The organism is Dyadobacter sp. CY327, assembly GCF_021390415.1.
GTDB classification, from domain to species: Bacteria; Bacteroidota; Bacteroidia; order Cytophagales; family Spirosomataceae; genus Dyadobacter; species Dyadobacter chenhuakuii.
In genome coordinates, this window is sequence record NZ_JAJUXJ010000008.1 from 100782 (window position 1) to 116850 (window position 16069).

Annotated in this window: 15 protein-coding genes; 13 read left to right on the forward strand and 2 right to left on the reverse strand. The window is 43.7% G+C overall.

Translation table 11 applies throughout. The features are described 5' to 3' along the window. Positions 1–287: 287 nt before the first annotated feature. Together dnaG and LZG74_RS23330 are read left to right on the forward strand one after the other, a co-directional pair. Entirely contained in the window at positions 288–2294 is a 2007-nt protein-coding gene (gene dnaG, locus LZG74_RS23325) for a DNA primase (RefSeq protein ID WP_233798913.1), read from the forward strand. Positions 2295–2318: 24 nt separating this feature from the next. Beyond that, positions 2319–2870, forward strand: a complete 552-nt coding sequence (locus LZG74_RS23330; RefSeq protein ID WP_233798914.1) for a DUF4136 domain-containing protein — start codon at positions 2319–2321, stop codon at positions 2868–2870. Positions 2871–2923: 53 nt separating this feature from the next. Here LZG74_RS23330 and LZG74_RS23335 read toward each other — a convergent pair whose 3' ends face one another. Next, positions 2924–3223: a YtxH domain-containing protein gene (locus LZG74_RS23335; RefSeq protein WP_233798915.1), complete on the reverse strand. Its 300-nt coding sequence runs from the start codon at positions 3221–3223 to the stop codon at positions 2924–2926. 57 nt (positions 3224–3280) lie between these two features. Here LZG74_RS23335 and LZG74_RS23340 point away from each other — a divergent pair, with 57 nt between their 5' ends. Further along, positions 3281–4408, forward strand: a complete 1128-nt coding sequence (locus LZG74_RS23340; RefSeq protein ID WP_233798916.1) for an oxidoreductase — start codon at positions 3281–3283, stop codon at positions 4406–4408. A 1-nt stretch (position 4409) separates the two neighbouring features. Here LZG74_RS23340 and LZG74_RS23345 read toward each other — a convergent pair whose 3' ends face one another. After that, entirely contained in the window at positions 4410–5417 is a 1008-nt protein-coding gene (locus tag LZG74_RS23345) for a YpdA family putative bacillithiol disulfide reductase (RefSeq protein WP_233798917.1), read from the reverse strand. A 124-nt stretch (positions 5418–5541) separates the two neighbouring features. Between LZG74_RS23345 and LZG74_RS23350 the strand changes: the two genes are divergently transcribed. The 10 genes from LZG74_RS23350 to LZG74_RS23395 all read left to right on the forward strand — a co-directional run bounded on the left by LZG74_RS23350 (position 5542) and on the right by LZG74_RS23395 (position 15971). Further along, the gene (locus LZG74_RS23350; RefSeq protein WP_233798918.1) at positions 5542–6546 is read left to right on the forward strand and encodes an aminodeoxychorismate synthase component I; all 1005 of its coding nucleotides are present in this window, start codon (positions 5542–5544) and stop codon (positions 6544–6546) included. Then, positions 6524–7126, forward strand: coding sequence for an aminotransferase class IV family protein (locus tag LZG74_RS23355; RefSeq protein WP_233798919.1), 603 nt, complete (start codon positions 6524–6526; stop codon positions 7124–7126). The genes LZG74_RS23350 and LZG74_RS23355 overlap by 23 nt, the downstream gene beginning before the upstream one ends. A 65-nt stretch (positions 7127–7191) precedes the next feature. Further along, complete coding sequence (locus LZG74_RS23360) at positions 7192–7419, forward strand: hypothetical protein (protein ID WP_233798920.1); 228 nt, start codon at positions 7192–7194, stop codon at positions 7417–7419. Continuing rightward, complete coding sequence (locus LZG74_RS23365) at positions 7419–7886, forward strand: type II toxin-antitoxin system VapC family toxin (protein ID WP_233798921.1); 468 nt, start codon at positions 7419–7421, stop codon at positions 7884–7886. Before LZG74_RS23360 ends, LZG74_RS23365 begins: the two co-directional genes overlap by 1 nt. A gap of 20 nt (positions 7887–7906) precedes the next feature. Then, complete coding sequence (gene priA, locus LZG74_RS23370) at positions 7907–10399, forward strand: primosomal protein N' (RefSeq protein ID WP_233798922.1); 2493 nt, start codon at positions 7907–7909, stop codon at positions 10397–10399. A 26-nt stretch (positions 10400–10425) separates the two neighbouring features. After that, complete coding sequence (gene pyk, locus LZG74_RS23375; protein WP_026631870.1) at positions 10426–11865, forward strand: pyruvate kinase; 1440 nt, start codon at positions 10426–10428, stop codon at positions 11863–11865. 142 nt (positions 11866–12007) lie between these two features. Next, on the forward strand, positions 12008–12655 hold the full coding sequence (locus tag LZG74_RS23380) for a Uma2 family endonuclease (protein ID WP_233798923.1): 648 nt from the start codon (positions 12008–12010) through the stop codon (positions 12653–12655). A gap of 199 nt (positions 12656–12854) precedes the next feature. Continuing rightward, the gene (locus LZG74_RS23385) at positions 12855–13229 is read left to right on the forward strand and encodes a BlaI/MecI/CopY family transcriptional regulator (protein WP_233798924.1); all 375 of its coding nucleotides are present in this window, start codon (positions 12855–12857) and stop codon (positions 13227–13229) included. An 11-nt stretch (positions 13230–13240) separates the two neighbouring features. Further along, on the forward strand, positions 13241–14554 hold the full coding sequence (locus LZG74_RS23390; RefSeq protein ID WP_233798925.1) for a M56 family metallopeptidase: 1314 nt from the start codon (positions 13241–13243) through the stop codon (positions 14552–14554). Positions 14555–14606: 52 nt separating this feature from the next. Beyond that, a complete protein-coding gene (locus tag LZG74_RS23395) occupies positions 14607–15971 on the forward strand; it encodes a TonB-dependent receptor plug domain-containing protein (RefSeq protein WP_233798926.1) in 1365 nt (454 codons plus the stop codon). Positions 15972–16069: the final 98 nt, after the last annotated feature.

Below are 16069 nucleotides of genomic sequence, written 5' to 3' on the forward strand. Positions count from 1 at the left end.
ACAAATTAAAGTAATTAGAAAAAAGCTTTCTATTGTGATTTTCTTAGCTAAACTGAGAAAAACGTAGACATTTCTCTAAAAATTCTGACTGATTAAACGGCTGTCATCAAATCTACGGAAATATTGCCTAATTATTGCTCAATGTGTCTTTACCTTATTAATTTGTAAATAATCGCCGGTGTTCAAAATTTAAGCACTATCTTTTTTGTTAAAGATTACGCGCTGCTTCGGACTTCCAAAGCGGCAGATAGAACGATAATATTGCAAAAGCCGCTCAAAATACTCATATGCGCATAAACCCTGAAACTGTTGAAAGGATCAAACAAACCGCTGACATTGTGGAAGTGGTGGGGGATTTTGTGTCGTTAAAAAAGAAAGGGGCGAATTACTCGGCCTGTTGCCCGTTTCACAACGAAAAGACGCCATCATTCAACGTTAACCCTGTCCGGCAGATTTATAAATGCTTCGGCTGCGGAGCAGCAGGAGACTCCATTAAGTTCGTTATGGACATCGACGGCGTCGGTTATGGCGAAGCATTGCGCTATCTGGCCGACAAATACAACATTGAGATTGAACAAGAGGAAGTTACGGATGAGGAAGCGCTTCGGCAGAATGAGCGGGAGAGCCTTTATATCATTCTTAATTTTGCTAAAAACTTTTATGTCCAGCAGCTTCATGAAAGTGATGAAGGGCAGGCTGTGGGGCTTAGCTATTTCAAGGAAAGGGGTTTTACAGGTGAAATTCGCAAGAAATTTGAACTTGGTTACAGCCTGGATACGTGGGACGCTTTTTCAAAGGTGGCCCTTGCAAAAGGTTATTCTACCCAATTACTCGAAAAGGCCGGCTTACTGATTCATAAAGAAGGCAGCCAGACTGCCGGTTACGACCGTTTTCGCGGCCGGGTCATTTTCCCGATCCATAACGTGGCCGGAAAAGTCATTGCCTTTGGCGCGCGGATCCTTAAATCCGACAAAAGTAAAGCGGCTAATCAGCCCAAATATCTTAACTCGCCGGAAACCGAAGTTTATCACAAAAGTGATGTCCTATACGGCATTTTCCAGGCGAAAAATGCGATCCGACAGCTTGACCATTGTTATTTGGTTGAGGGTTATACGGATGTGATCTCGCTGAATCAGGGAGGAATCGAGAATGTTGTGGCTTCGTCCGGAACCTCGCTGACCGTGGAGCAGATCCGGCTCATTGGCCGGTTTACTCCAAATGTCACGATCCTCTATGATGGCGATATTGCCGGAATTAAAGCTGCATTGCGCGGTCTGGACCTTGTTCTGGAAGAAGGCCTTAATGTCAGCATTGTCCTCTTCCCGGACGGCGACGATCCGGATAGCTACGTCCGGAAGGTCGGTGCGGAGGCTTTTAAAGCTTACCTGAAAAACAACGCGAAGGATTTTATCACCTTCAAAACAGAAATGTTGTTGCAGGACGCTGGAAATGATCCTTTTCGACTGGCAGCAGTGATCGGGGAAGTCGTTAATAGCATTGTGAAGATCCCGGACGCGATTAAGCGGCAGGTTTTTTTCCATCGGACATCCGAAATGATGAAGGTGGATGAGCAGATGCTGATCACGGAAGGTAATAAAATCCTGCGCAAGCTCCATACACAAAAGCCGCAGGAAAGGGTGCCCCGCCAAGGTTATCAGGCACCTGAGAGTCCGGCAGATCTTGATGCATTGTTCTCCGGCGACTCCCAAACCGGACAGAACGAACCTCCTTCTGACTTTTTTGCGCCACAAACTTCCCATACAGAGGCTCCGCAGCGCAGCAAGTTATACTACCAGGAAGAAGCATTTATCCGGTTATTGGTGGTTTATGGCGCGCGTGAGCTGGAACCGTCTATAACCGTTTGTCAGTATGTATTAAGCGAGATCGAAGGAATTGATTTCAAGGACACGGTTTTCCACCATTTGCTTGTGCTCTTCCGGGAAAATTTCAACCGGAATCACGTACTGCCTACGGATTATTTTTTAAACCATCACGAACCGGAGATCAGAAACCTGACCATTGACTGGCTTGCCAACAAATATGAGTTAAGCGAATTATGGTCCGAAAAATATGAGATTTTTGTTCCTTTTGAAACTGACGTTTTAGACAAAACAGCCTTTATAAACATTCTGAGGCTTAAAAAGGCATTTATTGAGGAAAAAATGAAGGTGTGCTTGCAGCAAGCGGTTCATGCCAAAACGGAGGAAGAGCAAACCGCCGTGATGAGTGAATTCATGTATTATAAGGGCATTAGCATGGCAGCTGCAAAAGAGTTGGGTAGCGTAATTGGATAAATGGTCAACTTAGAAGCTAATGTTATGAAGACTTTTTGTATTTCAATCTTGTTTTTCTTTGCTGCTGTTGTCATTTCAGGGTGTAACTCTTCTTATAAGATCCTTAATTCCAGACAAGAGGACGACTTCAAATTGTCAAATTACGACACTTTTGGATTTTATGACATTGAAGCCAGAGGGGATACGATTTCTCAAAACTTTGAGAAAAACATAGGCTTCATTAAAACGGCGATTGCGCAAAATCTGCAAGCAAGGGGCCTTGACGAAGCCCGGGATGCCAATCTGAAAATTAACATTGCATTGAATGTTGAAGAAAAATCACAAACACGGCAAACAGATTTTCGTACGGACGGGCTTCCGCGTTATATGGGTCAAAGGCGCTATACCTGGAAAAGCGAGGAAGTAGTTGTCGGCAAATACCGCGAAGGCACAATCATGATCGACTTGGTAGATTCTTCGACCAACAAGATGGTGTGGCAGGGAGGTGCGGAAGGCATTATTCCTGAAAAGAGCAGCAATTTTACTGAGGATATTAATCAGGCTATCAAAAAAATAGTTGACCAAATCCCAAAATAAGAGGGCTGCTTCATTGAAGAAACAGCCCTCGCAATATGGTCGATGTCAGATGCTTATCCGTTGTTTACTACTCCACGTACTCTTTCATTCACATTGTCAGCAACAGATCCAGCTTTGTCTTTTGCATTGCCAACGTTTTTCAAGAAGCCATCTTTCAGTCTGTCAGCTAAAACAGACAGTTCTTCAAGGCTTTTTTCGTATTTGTCTTTTGCATTGCCGCCAAGATCATTTGCTTTATTTTTGATCAATTTACGAGTGTCTTTCCCGTCCTTAGGAGCAACTAAAAGGCCAATCGCAATACCTGTCAAAAGTGCACCTATTGAGCCTATCAGAAATTTTTGATTCTTGTTCATATGAATTTCTTATTTTGTGAGAATAATAAGTTTGAACTGTAAAATAATAAAAATACTGTGCCACTAAGCCCAACCATTTTTAAGTCGCTTGCATTAATTACCGTATTTCTCACGCCACAATGGGTAACAGCGCAATGGAGGGTCATTGATATAAAAGCGAAAATCCACATGCGCGCAGTGCACGCCGTTTCGCCAACCACGTGCTGGATTGGCGGTTCAGGAGGAACTGTTTTGAAAACGGTGAACGGGGGTAAGAAATGGCTAACCTCAAAAATTTCGGGTGCAGATTCGCTTGATTTCAGAGACATTCATGCTTTCAATAAGGATGTCGCAGTGGCCATGAGTGCGGGTGAGGCACAGCACGATAAGGCCAAAATTTACCGCACAGAAGACGGCGGAATGACTTGGTCGCTTGTGTACCAAACTACACAAAATGGGGTTTTTCTGGATGGAATCGACTTTTGGGATAAAAATAAAGGCATCTGTCTGGGCGATCCGATCGATGGAAGGTTATTCATTTTAACTACGGAAGACGGCGGAAAAAGCTGGCAGGAATTGCCGGTTGAGAAGCGGCCGGTTGCTGAACCAGGTGAAGCATGTTTTGCTGCCAGTGGCACCTCCATCCTTGTTGCAGGGAAGGAAAAGGTTTTCATAGGCACCGGGGGAGGCAAAATGGCGCGTGTTTTCCGCTCAGATGACTATGGCCGTTCCTGGGAAGTATCGGCAACGCCGTTGCCTGCCGGGCCAACGAGCGGCATTTTTGGATTACGGTTCTGGTCGAAAAGCAGTGGCATTGCAGTAGGTGGTGATTATAAGAAAACGACTGATTCAACGCAGAATGTGCTCATTACACGCGATGGCGGCATTACCTGGAAACTAACGGGCATGACCAAGCCTGGCGGTTTGAAGGAAAGCGTTGCACTATATCATAAAACGGATGCAGTTTGGACGGGCGAATCGGAGCTCAGATCCGATGATTACGCATTAATCGCAAGCGGCCCTTCCGGCAGCAGCTTTTCGGCAGATTGGGGCAAAACATGGCAGGAATTGGGCAAAGAAGGATTTCACGCCATGAGTTTTGCAGGGAATGTAGGCTATGCTGTCGGAGCCAACGGCTTGATCGGGAAAATTGAAAAGTTCTCGACCAAAAAGAAAAAAAGGAAACTGGTTTTTGTAGATCAGTAAATCAGATCCTGTCTATCAGTTCTTTAACCACCCTGACTTCCCTTCCAGACAAATGATCTGCAATCGCGGCTGCATGATCACGACCGTTTTCTATAAAGACTTTTTCTGTAAAAACACCCGCCATAACTGTTCCGCAGAGATAAAGTCCGGGCACATTCGTTTCAAAGGTTTCTTTGTCAAAAGACGGAACCTTGGTCACTTCATCCAGCGCTACGCCACATCTTGCGAGCAAATGTTCATCGGGAAGGTATCCTACGAGCAAGAATACAAAGTCCGCCGGAAGCCATTCTGTTTCGCCAGTTTCAAGATTTTCAATTTCAATCCTACCCTGCTCGATTCTTTTAGTAACAGCGTTAAAACGCGTGTGAATTTTGCCTTCCTTAACCCGGTTTTTCACATCAGGCACAAGCCAATATTTCACTTTTGTACGGAAATCGGCCTCCTTATGCACGATCGTCACATGTGCATCGTGCCTGTAAAGCTCCAAAGCAGCTTCCACCGATGAATTGGACCCGCCGACGAGCACCACATTGGTGAAAGAATATTTGAAAGGCTCATCATAGTAATGCGATACATGCGGCAGGTCTTCGCCGGGCACATTCAATAGCCGGGGAACATCAAAATAGCCTGTGGCCAGAACCACATTTTTAGATTGAAAGACCTGACCATCATTGGCATAAGTCAGGAATGTGCCGTCGGGCTGCTTTTCCGCGCGGTCCACATCGATAAAGAGCTTAAAATTCAGGTGGTAATAGCCCGCAACCTTTCTATAATATTGTAGTGCTTCGTTCCGGTTGGCCTTCACTTCGGATATAGCGAAAGGAATTCCGCCGATCTCAATGTTTTCAGCGGTTGAAAAGAACTTCATGCGCCGTGGATATCTGCGAATTGATTCCGTAAGATTTCCTTTTTCCAGAATCAGATAATCCAGGCCGCTTTTCGCCAATTCCACACCCATTGCCAGCCCGCATGGCCCGCCGCCAATAACGATTACATCATATATATGCATTGCGATAATCTTAATTCGATTGTGCTCTCCTACTTCAATAAACCCGTTAATTTAGATATTGGTTTCTGAACTTTGTAAATTAGCTGGCTGTTCAAAATGTTCATTATTTAGTTAGAATCAAGATTTGGAAGACCAGGCCAGGGACTTTGCGGAAAGGCTGAACGAGTGGGGAAAATCAAAAACTCCCTTCCTTTTTCTTGTAGATTACCGCATCGAAAAGCCGCTAGCCTGGACATTGGACAACAATGCACTGACCAACATTAGCTTCGATCTGAATGGTTTTGGTAACGTCGGCAAAGATGAAAAGCAATCTCCCCTTTCCGACTTCGCATTTCATAAAAAACCCATTTCTTTTTCCGATTATGTTGTCAAATTTGATCGGGTGGTTGCTAATTTAAAGGCCGGCAATTCGTTTTTGGTCAATCTTTCGGTTCCAACAAACATCACTACGGACCTTACTTTGGAAGAGATCTTTATTCATAGTGAGGCGCCTTACCGGTTTTTGTATAAAAATGAGTTCGTCTGCTTTTCTCCTGAAATTTTTGTCCGGATCAACGGCAACCGGATTGCATCATTTCCGATGAAAGGCACCATTGACGCATCGGTTCAGAATGCAGCGCATGTAATTTTATCCGACGCCAAAGAAGCCGCCGAACACGCCACCATCGTCGATCTGATCCGCAATGACCTGAGTATGGTTGCAGAAAAAGTTTGGGTCGAAAAATACCGCTATATCGACCGCATTCAGACAAATGATAAGACATTATTGCAGGTAAGCTCGGAAATCGCAGGGATTCTGCCTGATGATTTCGATGGGAAATTTGGTGATTTATTGGTTCAAATGCTTCCCGCCGGCTCCATCACCGGAGCGCCGAAACCGAGCACATTAAAGATCATTGAGGAAGCAGAAAATTATGACCGCGGTTATTATACGGGGGTTATGGGATATTTCGACGGAGAAAATTTTGAGAGTGCGGTCATGATCCGGTTTATCGAAAATCAGGATGGAAAGCTGGTTTTCAAAAGCGGTGGCGGGATCACCGCGCAAAGCAATGCAGAAAAAGAGTATCAGGAATTAATCGACAAAGTTTACCTCCCCTTCGCCCATGTCCCGCAAGTTATGTTTTGAAACGATCTGCTGTGAGAATCGTGAATTGAAAAACCTTGCTTACCACGAAGCCCGGCTCAACAGAACGCGCCACGAACTTTGGGGTTATTCCGACTACTGGAACCTGTCCGAACTCCTCATAATCCCCGACAATGTTGAAAATACGCTGTATAAATGCCGCGTTTCATACAGCCAGGAAATAGAAGTCATCAAATGGGAGCCATACGCATATAGGAACATCCGCAAAATCCGGCGCGTATATCACGACGCCATCGATTACCGTTACAAATACGAAGACCGCGAAGAACTTAACACCCTTTTCGCCCAACAAAATGACGCCGACGAAATCCTGATCATCAAAAACGGCCTGGTGACCGATTCCCTTTACGGCAATGTTGCTTTTTACAATGGAATTACCTGGGTTACCCCCAATTCACCGCTGTTACCAGGCACGCAACGAGCGTTTTTACTAGAATCGGGGGTTATTAAAGAGGAAAGGATTAGCGAAGATGATCTTGCCTATTTTAGTAAGATCAGGTTGTTCAATGCGATGATTGGCTGGGAAAATGCAGTGGAGTTGGGGATGGATTGCATTGTTTGAGCCAATCTTGTTGGTTTTCCTTCTGCAAATAAAATCGTATATTTGATTAAACAAATATATACACTATGAAAGTCGATATCACATTGCCAAACGCGAGTTCTAGCATGTTTCGCACGCATAAGTCCTATTCTGCCGAAGAAATCTTAGCTGCTGGCGGGGCAGATGCATTTGGCAAAAAATTGGGAAAAAGCACTGAAAAACTAATTAAAGCACTGCAAGAAGGACCTGCTATCGAACCTTTTAGCGACGAAGAGTGGACTGATTTGTTACGCCAACTTGAGGCTACTAAGTAATGGGGCTTCTTTTTGACACAAATATTTTAGTAGCAATTGTTAGAGCAGCGAATCATCCAGATCTTATTCGTTTTTTAAATCCGAACAGTAGGCAGGTATATATTTCCATTGTTTCGGAAGGAGAAATCAAATGCCTTGCTTTGCAAAATAAGTGGGGACTTAATAAAATCCGTATTTTGGAGCGTCTTTTAGACGAGATGATCGTCACCGATATCACAAATATTGCAATAAATACATATTCCCAAATTGACTCTTTTTCCCAGCTTAGAAATCCAGGTTTTAAAAACTATCCTTTCAAAACGCCCAGAAATATGGGTAAAAATGATCTATGGATTTCGTCTTATGCCGCGCTAATAAACTTGACATTAGTAACAACTGATTCCGACTTTGATCACCTGCATGATATTTTTATAGATGTACGAAAAATACATCCTAGTGACTTTTTACCCTTCTTTACCAATAATTAAAACTACGTTCCCAACAGCCAATGGCCTCCCTTTTTGAGGAAGAAACTACTTTTTTTGCCGATCTGATATTGCCGGTTCCGATCCCTTCTTTGTTTACTTACAGGGTTCCCAGGGAAATGAGCGGGATGATTAAGGTGGGGGCGCGGGTGATTGTGCAGTTTGGACAAAAAAGGGTAACCACGGCGGTTGTAGCTCACATACATTCGAATCCGCCTTCCAAATACCAAGCGAAATACATTCTTGAACTGCTTGATGATGAACCTATTGTCACAAGGCGGCAGCTTGAATTGTTTAATTGGGTTTCGGAATATTATTTATGCAATATTGGAGATGTGCTTAACATTGCGCTTCCGGCGGGACTAAAAATCACAAGTCAGTCACGGATCCAGATCAATCCTGAATTTGATCATGATGACCTGCTGACGGATCAGGAGCGGATTGTGGTTGATGAGATCAAAAAGCACCAAACCCTTTCCTATGAGGAAGTTGAGCGGCTTTTGCAGCGTTCCAACATAACGGCAATCATCAAATCGATGGTCGGCAAACGTGCCGTTATCCTCTTTGAAGAGGTTAAAGAACGATATAAGCCGAAAGTTGTTCGAAAAATCAGGTTGAATGCTGCTTACACTTCCAATGATGCACTTTCCAAATTGGCAGGCTCGCTGGATAAAACGCCGAAGCAGCAGGAAATTCTCTTAAAATATTTAAGTTACATTCCAGTTTATAACAATCCTGATCTAAATCAAAAAGGGCTTGACAAATCCATTTTTAGCCAGGATGACAATGTTTCGGATGCCTCGCTGAACACGTTAATTAAAAAGGGAATCTTCGAACAATTTGAAATTTTCATTTCCAGATTTGACGACATTCCAGCCAGCAATGCGGTCATTACATTGACGGAAACGCAAAAAATAGCCTCTCAACAAATCCACGAACTCTTTACAGAAAAGGAAGTTGTGCTCTTGCACGGCATAACCGGCAGCGGCAAAACCGAAGTTTACATTGAACTGATCAAACAAGTCCTTGAAAGTGGCCTGCAGGTTCTGTTTTTGTTACCCGAAATTGCCCTGACTACACAAATCGTTGTGCGGCTGCGGAAGGTTTTTGGTGACACAATGGGCATTTATCATTCCAAGTTTTCTGATAATGAGCGCGTTGAAGTTTGGAAAGGCATTTTGGATGGAAAGTTTCAGTTTGTTGTCGGCGTTCGTTCTGCCGTTTTCCTTCCTTTTGATAATCTTGGTTTAATCATCGTTGACGAGGAACACGAAACTTCGTACAAGCAACATGATCCGGCGCCGCGCTACAATGCGCGCGATGTGGCTGTGATCATGTCCTATATGCACAAGGGCAAAACGCTGCTTGGATCCGCAACGCCTTCATTAGAAAGCTACTATCACGCTCAAACAGGCAGATATGGGTTTGTAGAAATGAAGCAGCGATTTGGAAATGCAGCGTTGCCGACCTTTGAATTAATTAATACAAAAAAGGAGAAGAAGTCGAAGAAGATGAAAAATGAGTTTTCATCTGTGCTGATTGACCATTTAAAATTAAATCTTCAAAATAAAGAACAGACCATTCTTTTCCAGAACCGCCGCGGTTACTCGCCATATCTGCAATGTGAAATCTGCAACTGGATCCCGGAATGTGCGAATTGTGACGTGAGCCTGACTTATCATATGAAAGCCGGCGAAGTGCGCTGCCATTACTGCGGTCATAAAGAAGAAGTCCCAAGAACTTGCCCGCAATGCGGTTCAACGCAGGTAAAAACGATGGGTTACGGGACGGAAAAGATTGAAGATGAGATCCATTCGATGTTTCCTGAAGCGCGGGTGCAACGCATGGACCTGGATACGACTAGGGCAAAAAACGCTTATCAACAGATCATTTCAGAGTTTGAGGAAGGAGGAATCGACATTTTGGTCGGCACACAAATGGTGAGCAAAGGCCTTGATTTTGACAATGTTAGCATTGTCGGGATTTTTGATGCCGACCGGATGATCCATTTCCCTGAATTTCGTGCTTCCGAACGGGCGTTCCAAATGCTTACACAAGTCAGCGGCCGAGCGGGAAGGCGTGCTGAAAAGCCTGGAAAAGTGCTTATTCAAACGAGTAACCCTAGTCAAAAGCTGCTGGAAAAGATCATTAACAACGATTACGAAGGCATGTATGCTGATGAAATCGAGGAGCGTGAAAAATTCCACTATCCGCCTTTTACAAGGCTTATAAAAGTGACGGTTAAGCACGTCGACGAAGCCACTTCCAGCAAGGCTGCCAAGATCCTGGCAGACAAACTGACGGCCAACCTGGGAGCCAGCCGGGTTCTCGGACCGCAACCGCCGCTGGTGGAAAGAGTAAGAAATCAGTTTTTGTTCGACATTCTCATTAAACTTGAACGAGAAAAGATTAATTTTAAGGCGGCAAAGTCATTTATACAAGAAAAGGTTATTGATATTTTAACCGATAAGACGCTCAAAAGCATCCAGGTCGTGATTGACGTGGATTGTTTATAAAAATCATTTTTACTGCATATTAATCTATGTCTTCCAAAAAAACCAGAATTGTTGCTACCGTAGGTCCGGCCTCCGAAACAAAAGAAACATTGTATGCATTGGCAAAAGCCGGGGTAAACGTTTTTCGCCTTAACTTCTCTCACGGCTCTCACGCTGATCACCTCCAAAGATTAACCACCATTCGGGAAATCAACGAAGAGCATGGTTTAAACCTCGCTATTCTGCAAGATTTACAGGGACCAAAAATCCGTATCGGCATGGTTGCCGAAAAAGATGGCGTTTTGATCGAAGCAGGTAATAAATTGATACTTTCCAACACAGAAGTGCTGGGAACTGCTGAAAAAGTGAGCACGCCATACGACGGCATGTATAATGATGTTAAGATCGGCGACCGCATCCTGATGGACGACGGTAAACTGGAAGTGCTGGTAACCGGAATGGATGGAACAGACGTAGTAACCGAAGTAATTTATGGTGGTTATCTGAAATCCAAAAAAGGTGTAAACCTGCCAAATACGAAGGTTTCAATGCCTTCCGTAACAGCAAAAGACTACGAAGATCTTGATTTTGGTCTTGAAAATAATGTGGAATGGGTAGCATTATCATTCGTTCGCACAGCCTCAGAATTGATTAAAGTAAAAGAATATATTGCCAGCAAAGGCAAAACGGCGCGTTTGGTTGCGAAAATCGAGAAGCCAGAAGCTATCCTGAACATCGACGAGATCATCGAAGCCACAGACGCTATTATGGTTGCCCGCGGCGACTTGGGCGTTGAGCTTCCTGCGGAAGAAGTGCCAATGATCCAGAAAATGATCGTTGACAAATGTAACAAGGCCGGCAAACCGGTTATCGTTGCTACGCAAATGCTTGAAAGCATGATTGATAGCCCGCGTGCAACACGTGCGGAGCTTAATGATGTTGCTAACTCTGTTCTTGATGGTGCTGACGCGGTAATGCTTAGCGCCGAAACTGCATCAGGAAAGTATCCGTTGCTGGCTGTTGAAAGCATGACGAGAACGATTGAAAGAGTTGAATCGTCTACAAACAGCATTTATTTCAAACACCACGCTGCTGTTAGCGAAAGCACAAGCATTAACAAACTGAATGATTACGTGGTGATGAGCGCTTGCCGTCTGGCACGTGACACGCAAGCCAAAGCGATCATTGGTATCACACGTTCGGGATACACTTCATTCCGTCTTTCGCATCACCGCCCAAAGGCTGGCTTGCTGATTTTCACTTCCAATAAAGTGTTAATGAACCAACTAGCATTGTATTGGGGAACAAAAGTATACTATTACGACCGCGACCAAGATGCTTCTACGGACGATCTGATTGAGGATATCAAGCAGTTTTTAGTTGAAAAAGGTGAATTGCAAAAAGGCGATGTTTTCATCAACACGCTTAGCATCCCGGTTTCAAGACAGCGCAAGACGAATACTGTAAAATTGAGCGTTGTAGAATAAATAGAAGGAATTCTTATCAGAAAGCAGCAGGAGGCAACTCTTGCTGCTTTTGCTTTATACGGCAGATTACCGTTAGAAAAATGGCAGTAAACCGGTGGGACAATGCTCTTCCGCCCGAAAGCAAAAATCATTATATTTACTTATGAGCAAATCAATAGGACATATGATAGCTTCTTCCAATCCGCAGAGGGTTTTACCAAAGACGATCTCTGCGAAAAATATACCTGACGTTCTGATCCATGAAATAATTGACGGCATACCCTTGTATCGCAAAGGTTACCGCGACGTACTGGCCAAAACGAAAACGGTTGAAGACATTATGGGTTCGAGTTCTTTGCAGGCTTTCCTGATCACGTATTTAACAATTTGGATTGGCAAGCAAATCGATGAGCACAAATATCATATTCTGACAAACGAAGCAGGATTGCACCTAGATCGAAAGAATAATTTGGCGGGAGATTTGTTAATTTTTGACAGCAGTAAACTGACCATTGATAAGATCAATAAAAACTACGCGAGTGTTCCACCGCTTATATCAATTGAAGTGGACATTGACATTGCGCTGGAAGACTTAACTGCTCACAACTACATCAATCTGAAAACCAGAAAATTATTGGATTTTGGCACGGAAAAAGTCATTTGGTTTCTGACAGAATCAAAAAAGGTCATGGTTGCAACGCACGATGATGGATGGCAGTCGTTTGACTGGAATTGTGATGTGGAGATACTAGACGGGATTACTTGCAATGTTGGTCAATATCTAAAAGACAAAGGCTCGGAGTTTGCATGAACTGTTGAAAGCCAGAGGCAGCATCTGGTAAAAGCTTGATTCGTAAACCATTTAGCTCCATTTAAACACATTCAGAAAGCGAAGCAAAACACTTCGCTTTTATTTTTCCTCGTATAACTAATAAAATAGTTTTGAAACTAAGTAAATAGTATTAACTTTGAACTAGTAGTTCGAAATACTGGTAAGACAAAATAACATCATGGAAATACGCACATTAACTCGGGCCGAAGAAGAGATCATGCGGATCTTGTGGCAATTGAAAAAGGCTTTTGTAAAAGACATTTTGGCCGAAATGCCTGAACCCAAGCCTGCTTATAACACGGTTTCTACAATCATCCGGATTTTGGAGAAGAAGGAAGTTGTGGGTTACACGGCTTATGGCAAAACGCACGAGTATTTTCCGCTGATCAGCGAGGAAGAATACAAGCGCCATGAAATGCAGCAGCTGATGGTCAATTATTTTGACAACTCGCTCCCTAACCTGGTTTCCTTTTTTGTAAAGGATAATGATCTCAAAACCAAGGATCTGGATGAAATTATGAAGCTGATTAATGATCATAAAAGCGAAGAATAAATCCGTTAGCCATGGAAACGCTATTGTACATTGGAAAGGTTAACCTGTATTGGATCTTGCTCATTGCGTGTTATCTGCTCATGCTGCGGAACCATACATTCTTTAAGTGGAACCGCTATTACCTGCTCGGATCATTGTGCCTGGCGTTTCTCCTTCCACTGCTGATCTACCCTGAAAATGCGCCTGTAATTCCGGTTGTATATCAGATTAATGCTGCCGCTTTTTCCATTTCAGCAAACTATGAAGAGGCGCCAGTATTGAGCAAAACGGAGGTAATCTGGGCTGTTTATGCCATTGGATTGATCATTGCCGCATTTCAGTTTTTAAAGCATATCATTCAGTTACGGAAGTTTTTAAAAGCCGGTGAAATCATCAAGCTCGATGACTGCACAGTGGTTTTAATCGATTCTAATAACACTGGCTCGTTCTCGTTTTTGAAATGGATTGTGATTAATCGCAATGATTACGAGCATCATTTCGATGCCATTTTGAGACATGAAATGGTCCATACGCAGCAAATGCACAGTTTGGACATTCTGTTTATCGAGATTTTGAAAGTCCTGTTCTGGTTCAACCCATTTCTTTTGCTTTACAAGCGCTCCATGCAGGAGATCCACGAATTTCTTGCAGACGCCCAGGCGCCTAACCGTGACCATTATGCCCGTTTCCTGGTCGCCTACGCATTAAAAGCGCCTATCACTTCTTTAACGAATCATTTTTTTAAACCATCGCAAATCAAAAATCGCATTCGTATGATTTACAAAAACAGAACGTCGAAATGGATGCTCAGCACCTATATGCTGGCCCTGACGGTTATAGGAAGCACGGCGTTATTTGTTGCAGGTTGTGAACAAACCGAGCAGAATGAAGCAGAATTGGCCTTTAGAAATTCAGAAAAGGCAGCTAACGATGCACTTGCAAATGAAAAAGTCTTCACCGTCGTTGAAGAACAGCCCGAATTCCCAGGTGGGCAACAGGCTATGTTTCAGTTCCTTGGAAGAAAAATAAAATACCCGACTGCCGCGGCAAAGAACAATGTTCAGGGACGGGTCTTTTTACAATTTATCGTTACTACCAGCGGCGATGTTCGAGACATTAAGGTCTTAAAAGGCATTGGGTCAGGCTGTGACGAGGAGGCTGCAAGAGTGCTTGCACTGTTTCCGAAATGGAAGCCGGGCCGGCAAAATGGGGAACCGGTTAATGTAAAATACCATTTGCCGGTAAACTTCCAACTGGAAGAAAGCGACGAGAAAACGTCAAGCAGTCACAAAGAAGCGGCGAAATCCGCGGCGACGGTTGTCCCTTATGGCCCAGTATCGCATTAGTTCCAAGATAAAAATACCAACGCTGAGTTCACATTAACATTCAAGTACAAAAATGGAAACACTGCTGTACCTCGCAAAGGTCAATTTGTTTTGGGTGCTTTTTTACCTCACTTACAGACTGTTATTGCGCAACCATACCTTCTTTATCTGGAACCGGATTTACCTGGTTGGCTCGCTGCTCATCGCATTTCTGTTGCCGCTGGTAAGCTTTCCTGAGGCAGTTGTTACGTCAAAACCTGCGATATATGCGGCTGCAAGCCTTCCTTACATGGAGTCGCCCGAGCCGGTTTCCTGGCTTGCTACATGGAGCCCTATCTTGTTCGCTTTGTGTGCGGCGGGTTCATTGTATCTGCTTTCCGGCTTTGTCAGGTCAGTCCGGGACGTTTTTGTGATGATCAGGCAGGATGATGTAATGGATTTAAATGATGTGAAACTGGTGTTGCTTTCGCATAATGAAGTTGGTTCATTTTCATTTTTCAAATGGCTGGTTATGAACCGGAAAGATTATGAAGAGAACTTTGAACCGATCCTGAGACACGAATCTGTCCACATTCATCAGATGCATAGTTTGGACATTGTTTTTATTGAGCTTTTGAAAATTGTATTTTGGTTTAATCCCGTGCTCTGGTTTTACAAGCGCTCTTTGCAGGAAGTCCATGAATATCTGGCCGATGAGCATGCCCCGGACCGGGATGGATATGCGCGGTTTCTGGTTGCTTACGCTTTCAATGCACCTGCTGCGGCTTTAACTAATCATTTTTTCAATGGTCCGTTGTTAAAAAGCCGGATTAAGATGATCTATAAAAATCGGAATGGAGAATGGCTGCGAAGTAAATATCTCATCGTGGTGCCGCTGATCTGCATCGTGCTGGTAACAACGGCAGCACGGGAAAGAGTTGTAACATCCATTGAGAAAATGACACCAGCTGTTATTGGTCAAATGATTGTTGAGCATGCCAAACTGGATGACCTCAAAGCAGTTGACACGCCAATGGAACAGCCCGTAGCTGAAATAGCAGCACCAAAATCGAAAAAAAGTAAGGTTTCGAAAAAGGCCAATGTAAACTTTTCCACAACTTTTTATACATCTCAAATCGAGGATACGCTCCCGCAATCACCTGCAAAAGCAGCAACATTCTCGAATTATCGTTACGCAGCCAACATTGGGCCTATCGCAAAAATGGACTCGTTTCCAAAAGTCGGTGGGACGATAAGCATCAGAGGTTACAATGGTCCGGGAAGTAATGCATTGATCATTGTTGACGGCGTTAAGCAGGAGCAGCGTGGGTCGATGGGGCATCATCACATTAAGCCCGAACAGATCGAGTCTATCAATGTGCTTAAAAATCAAAGTGCGATCGATATTTATGGAAACGAAGGGAAAGATGGCGTTATCATTATCAATACAAAAAAGTAAGCAAGGCTGACATTTAGCTTATACGTAATACCAATGCCCGGCCCGTTCCGGGCATTTTTGTTAGACATTTCGGAACGATTTGATACTTTTGCCTTCCT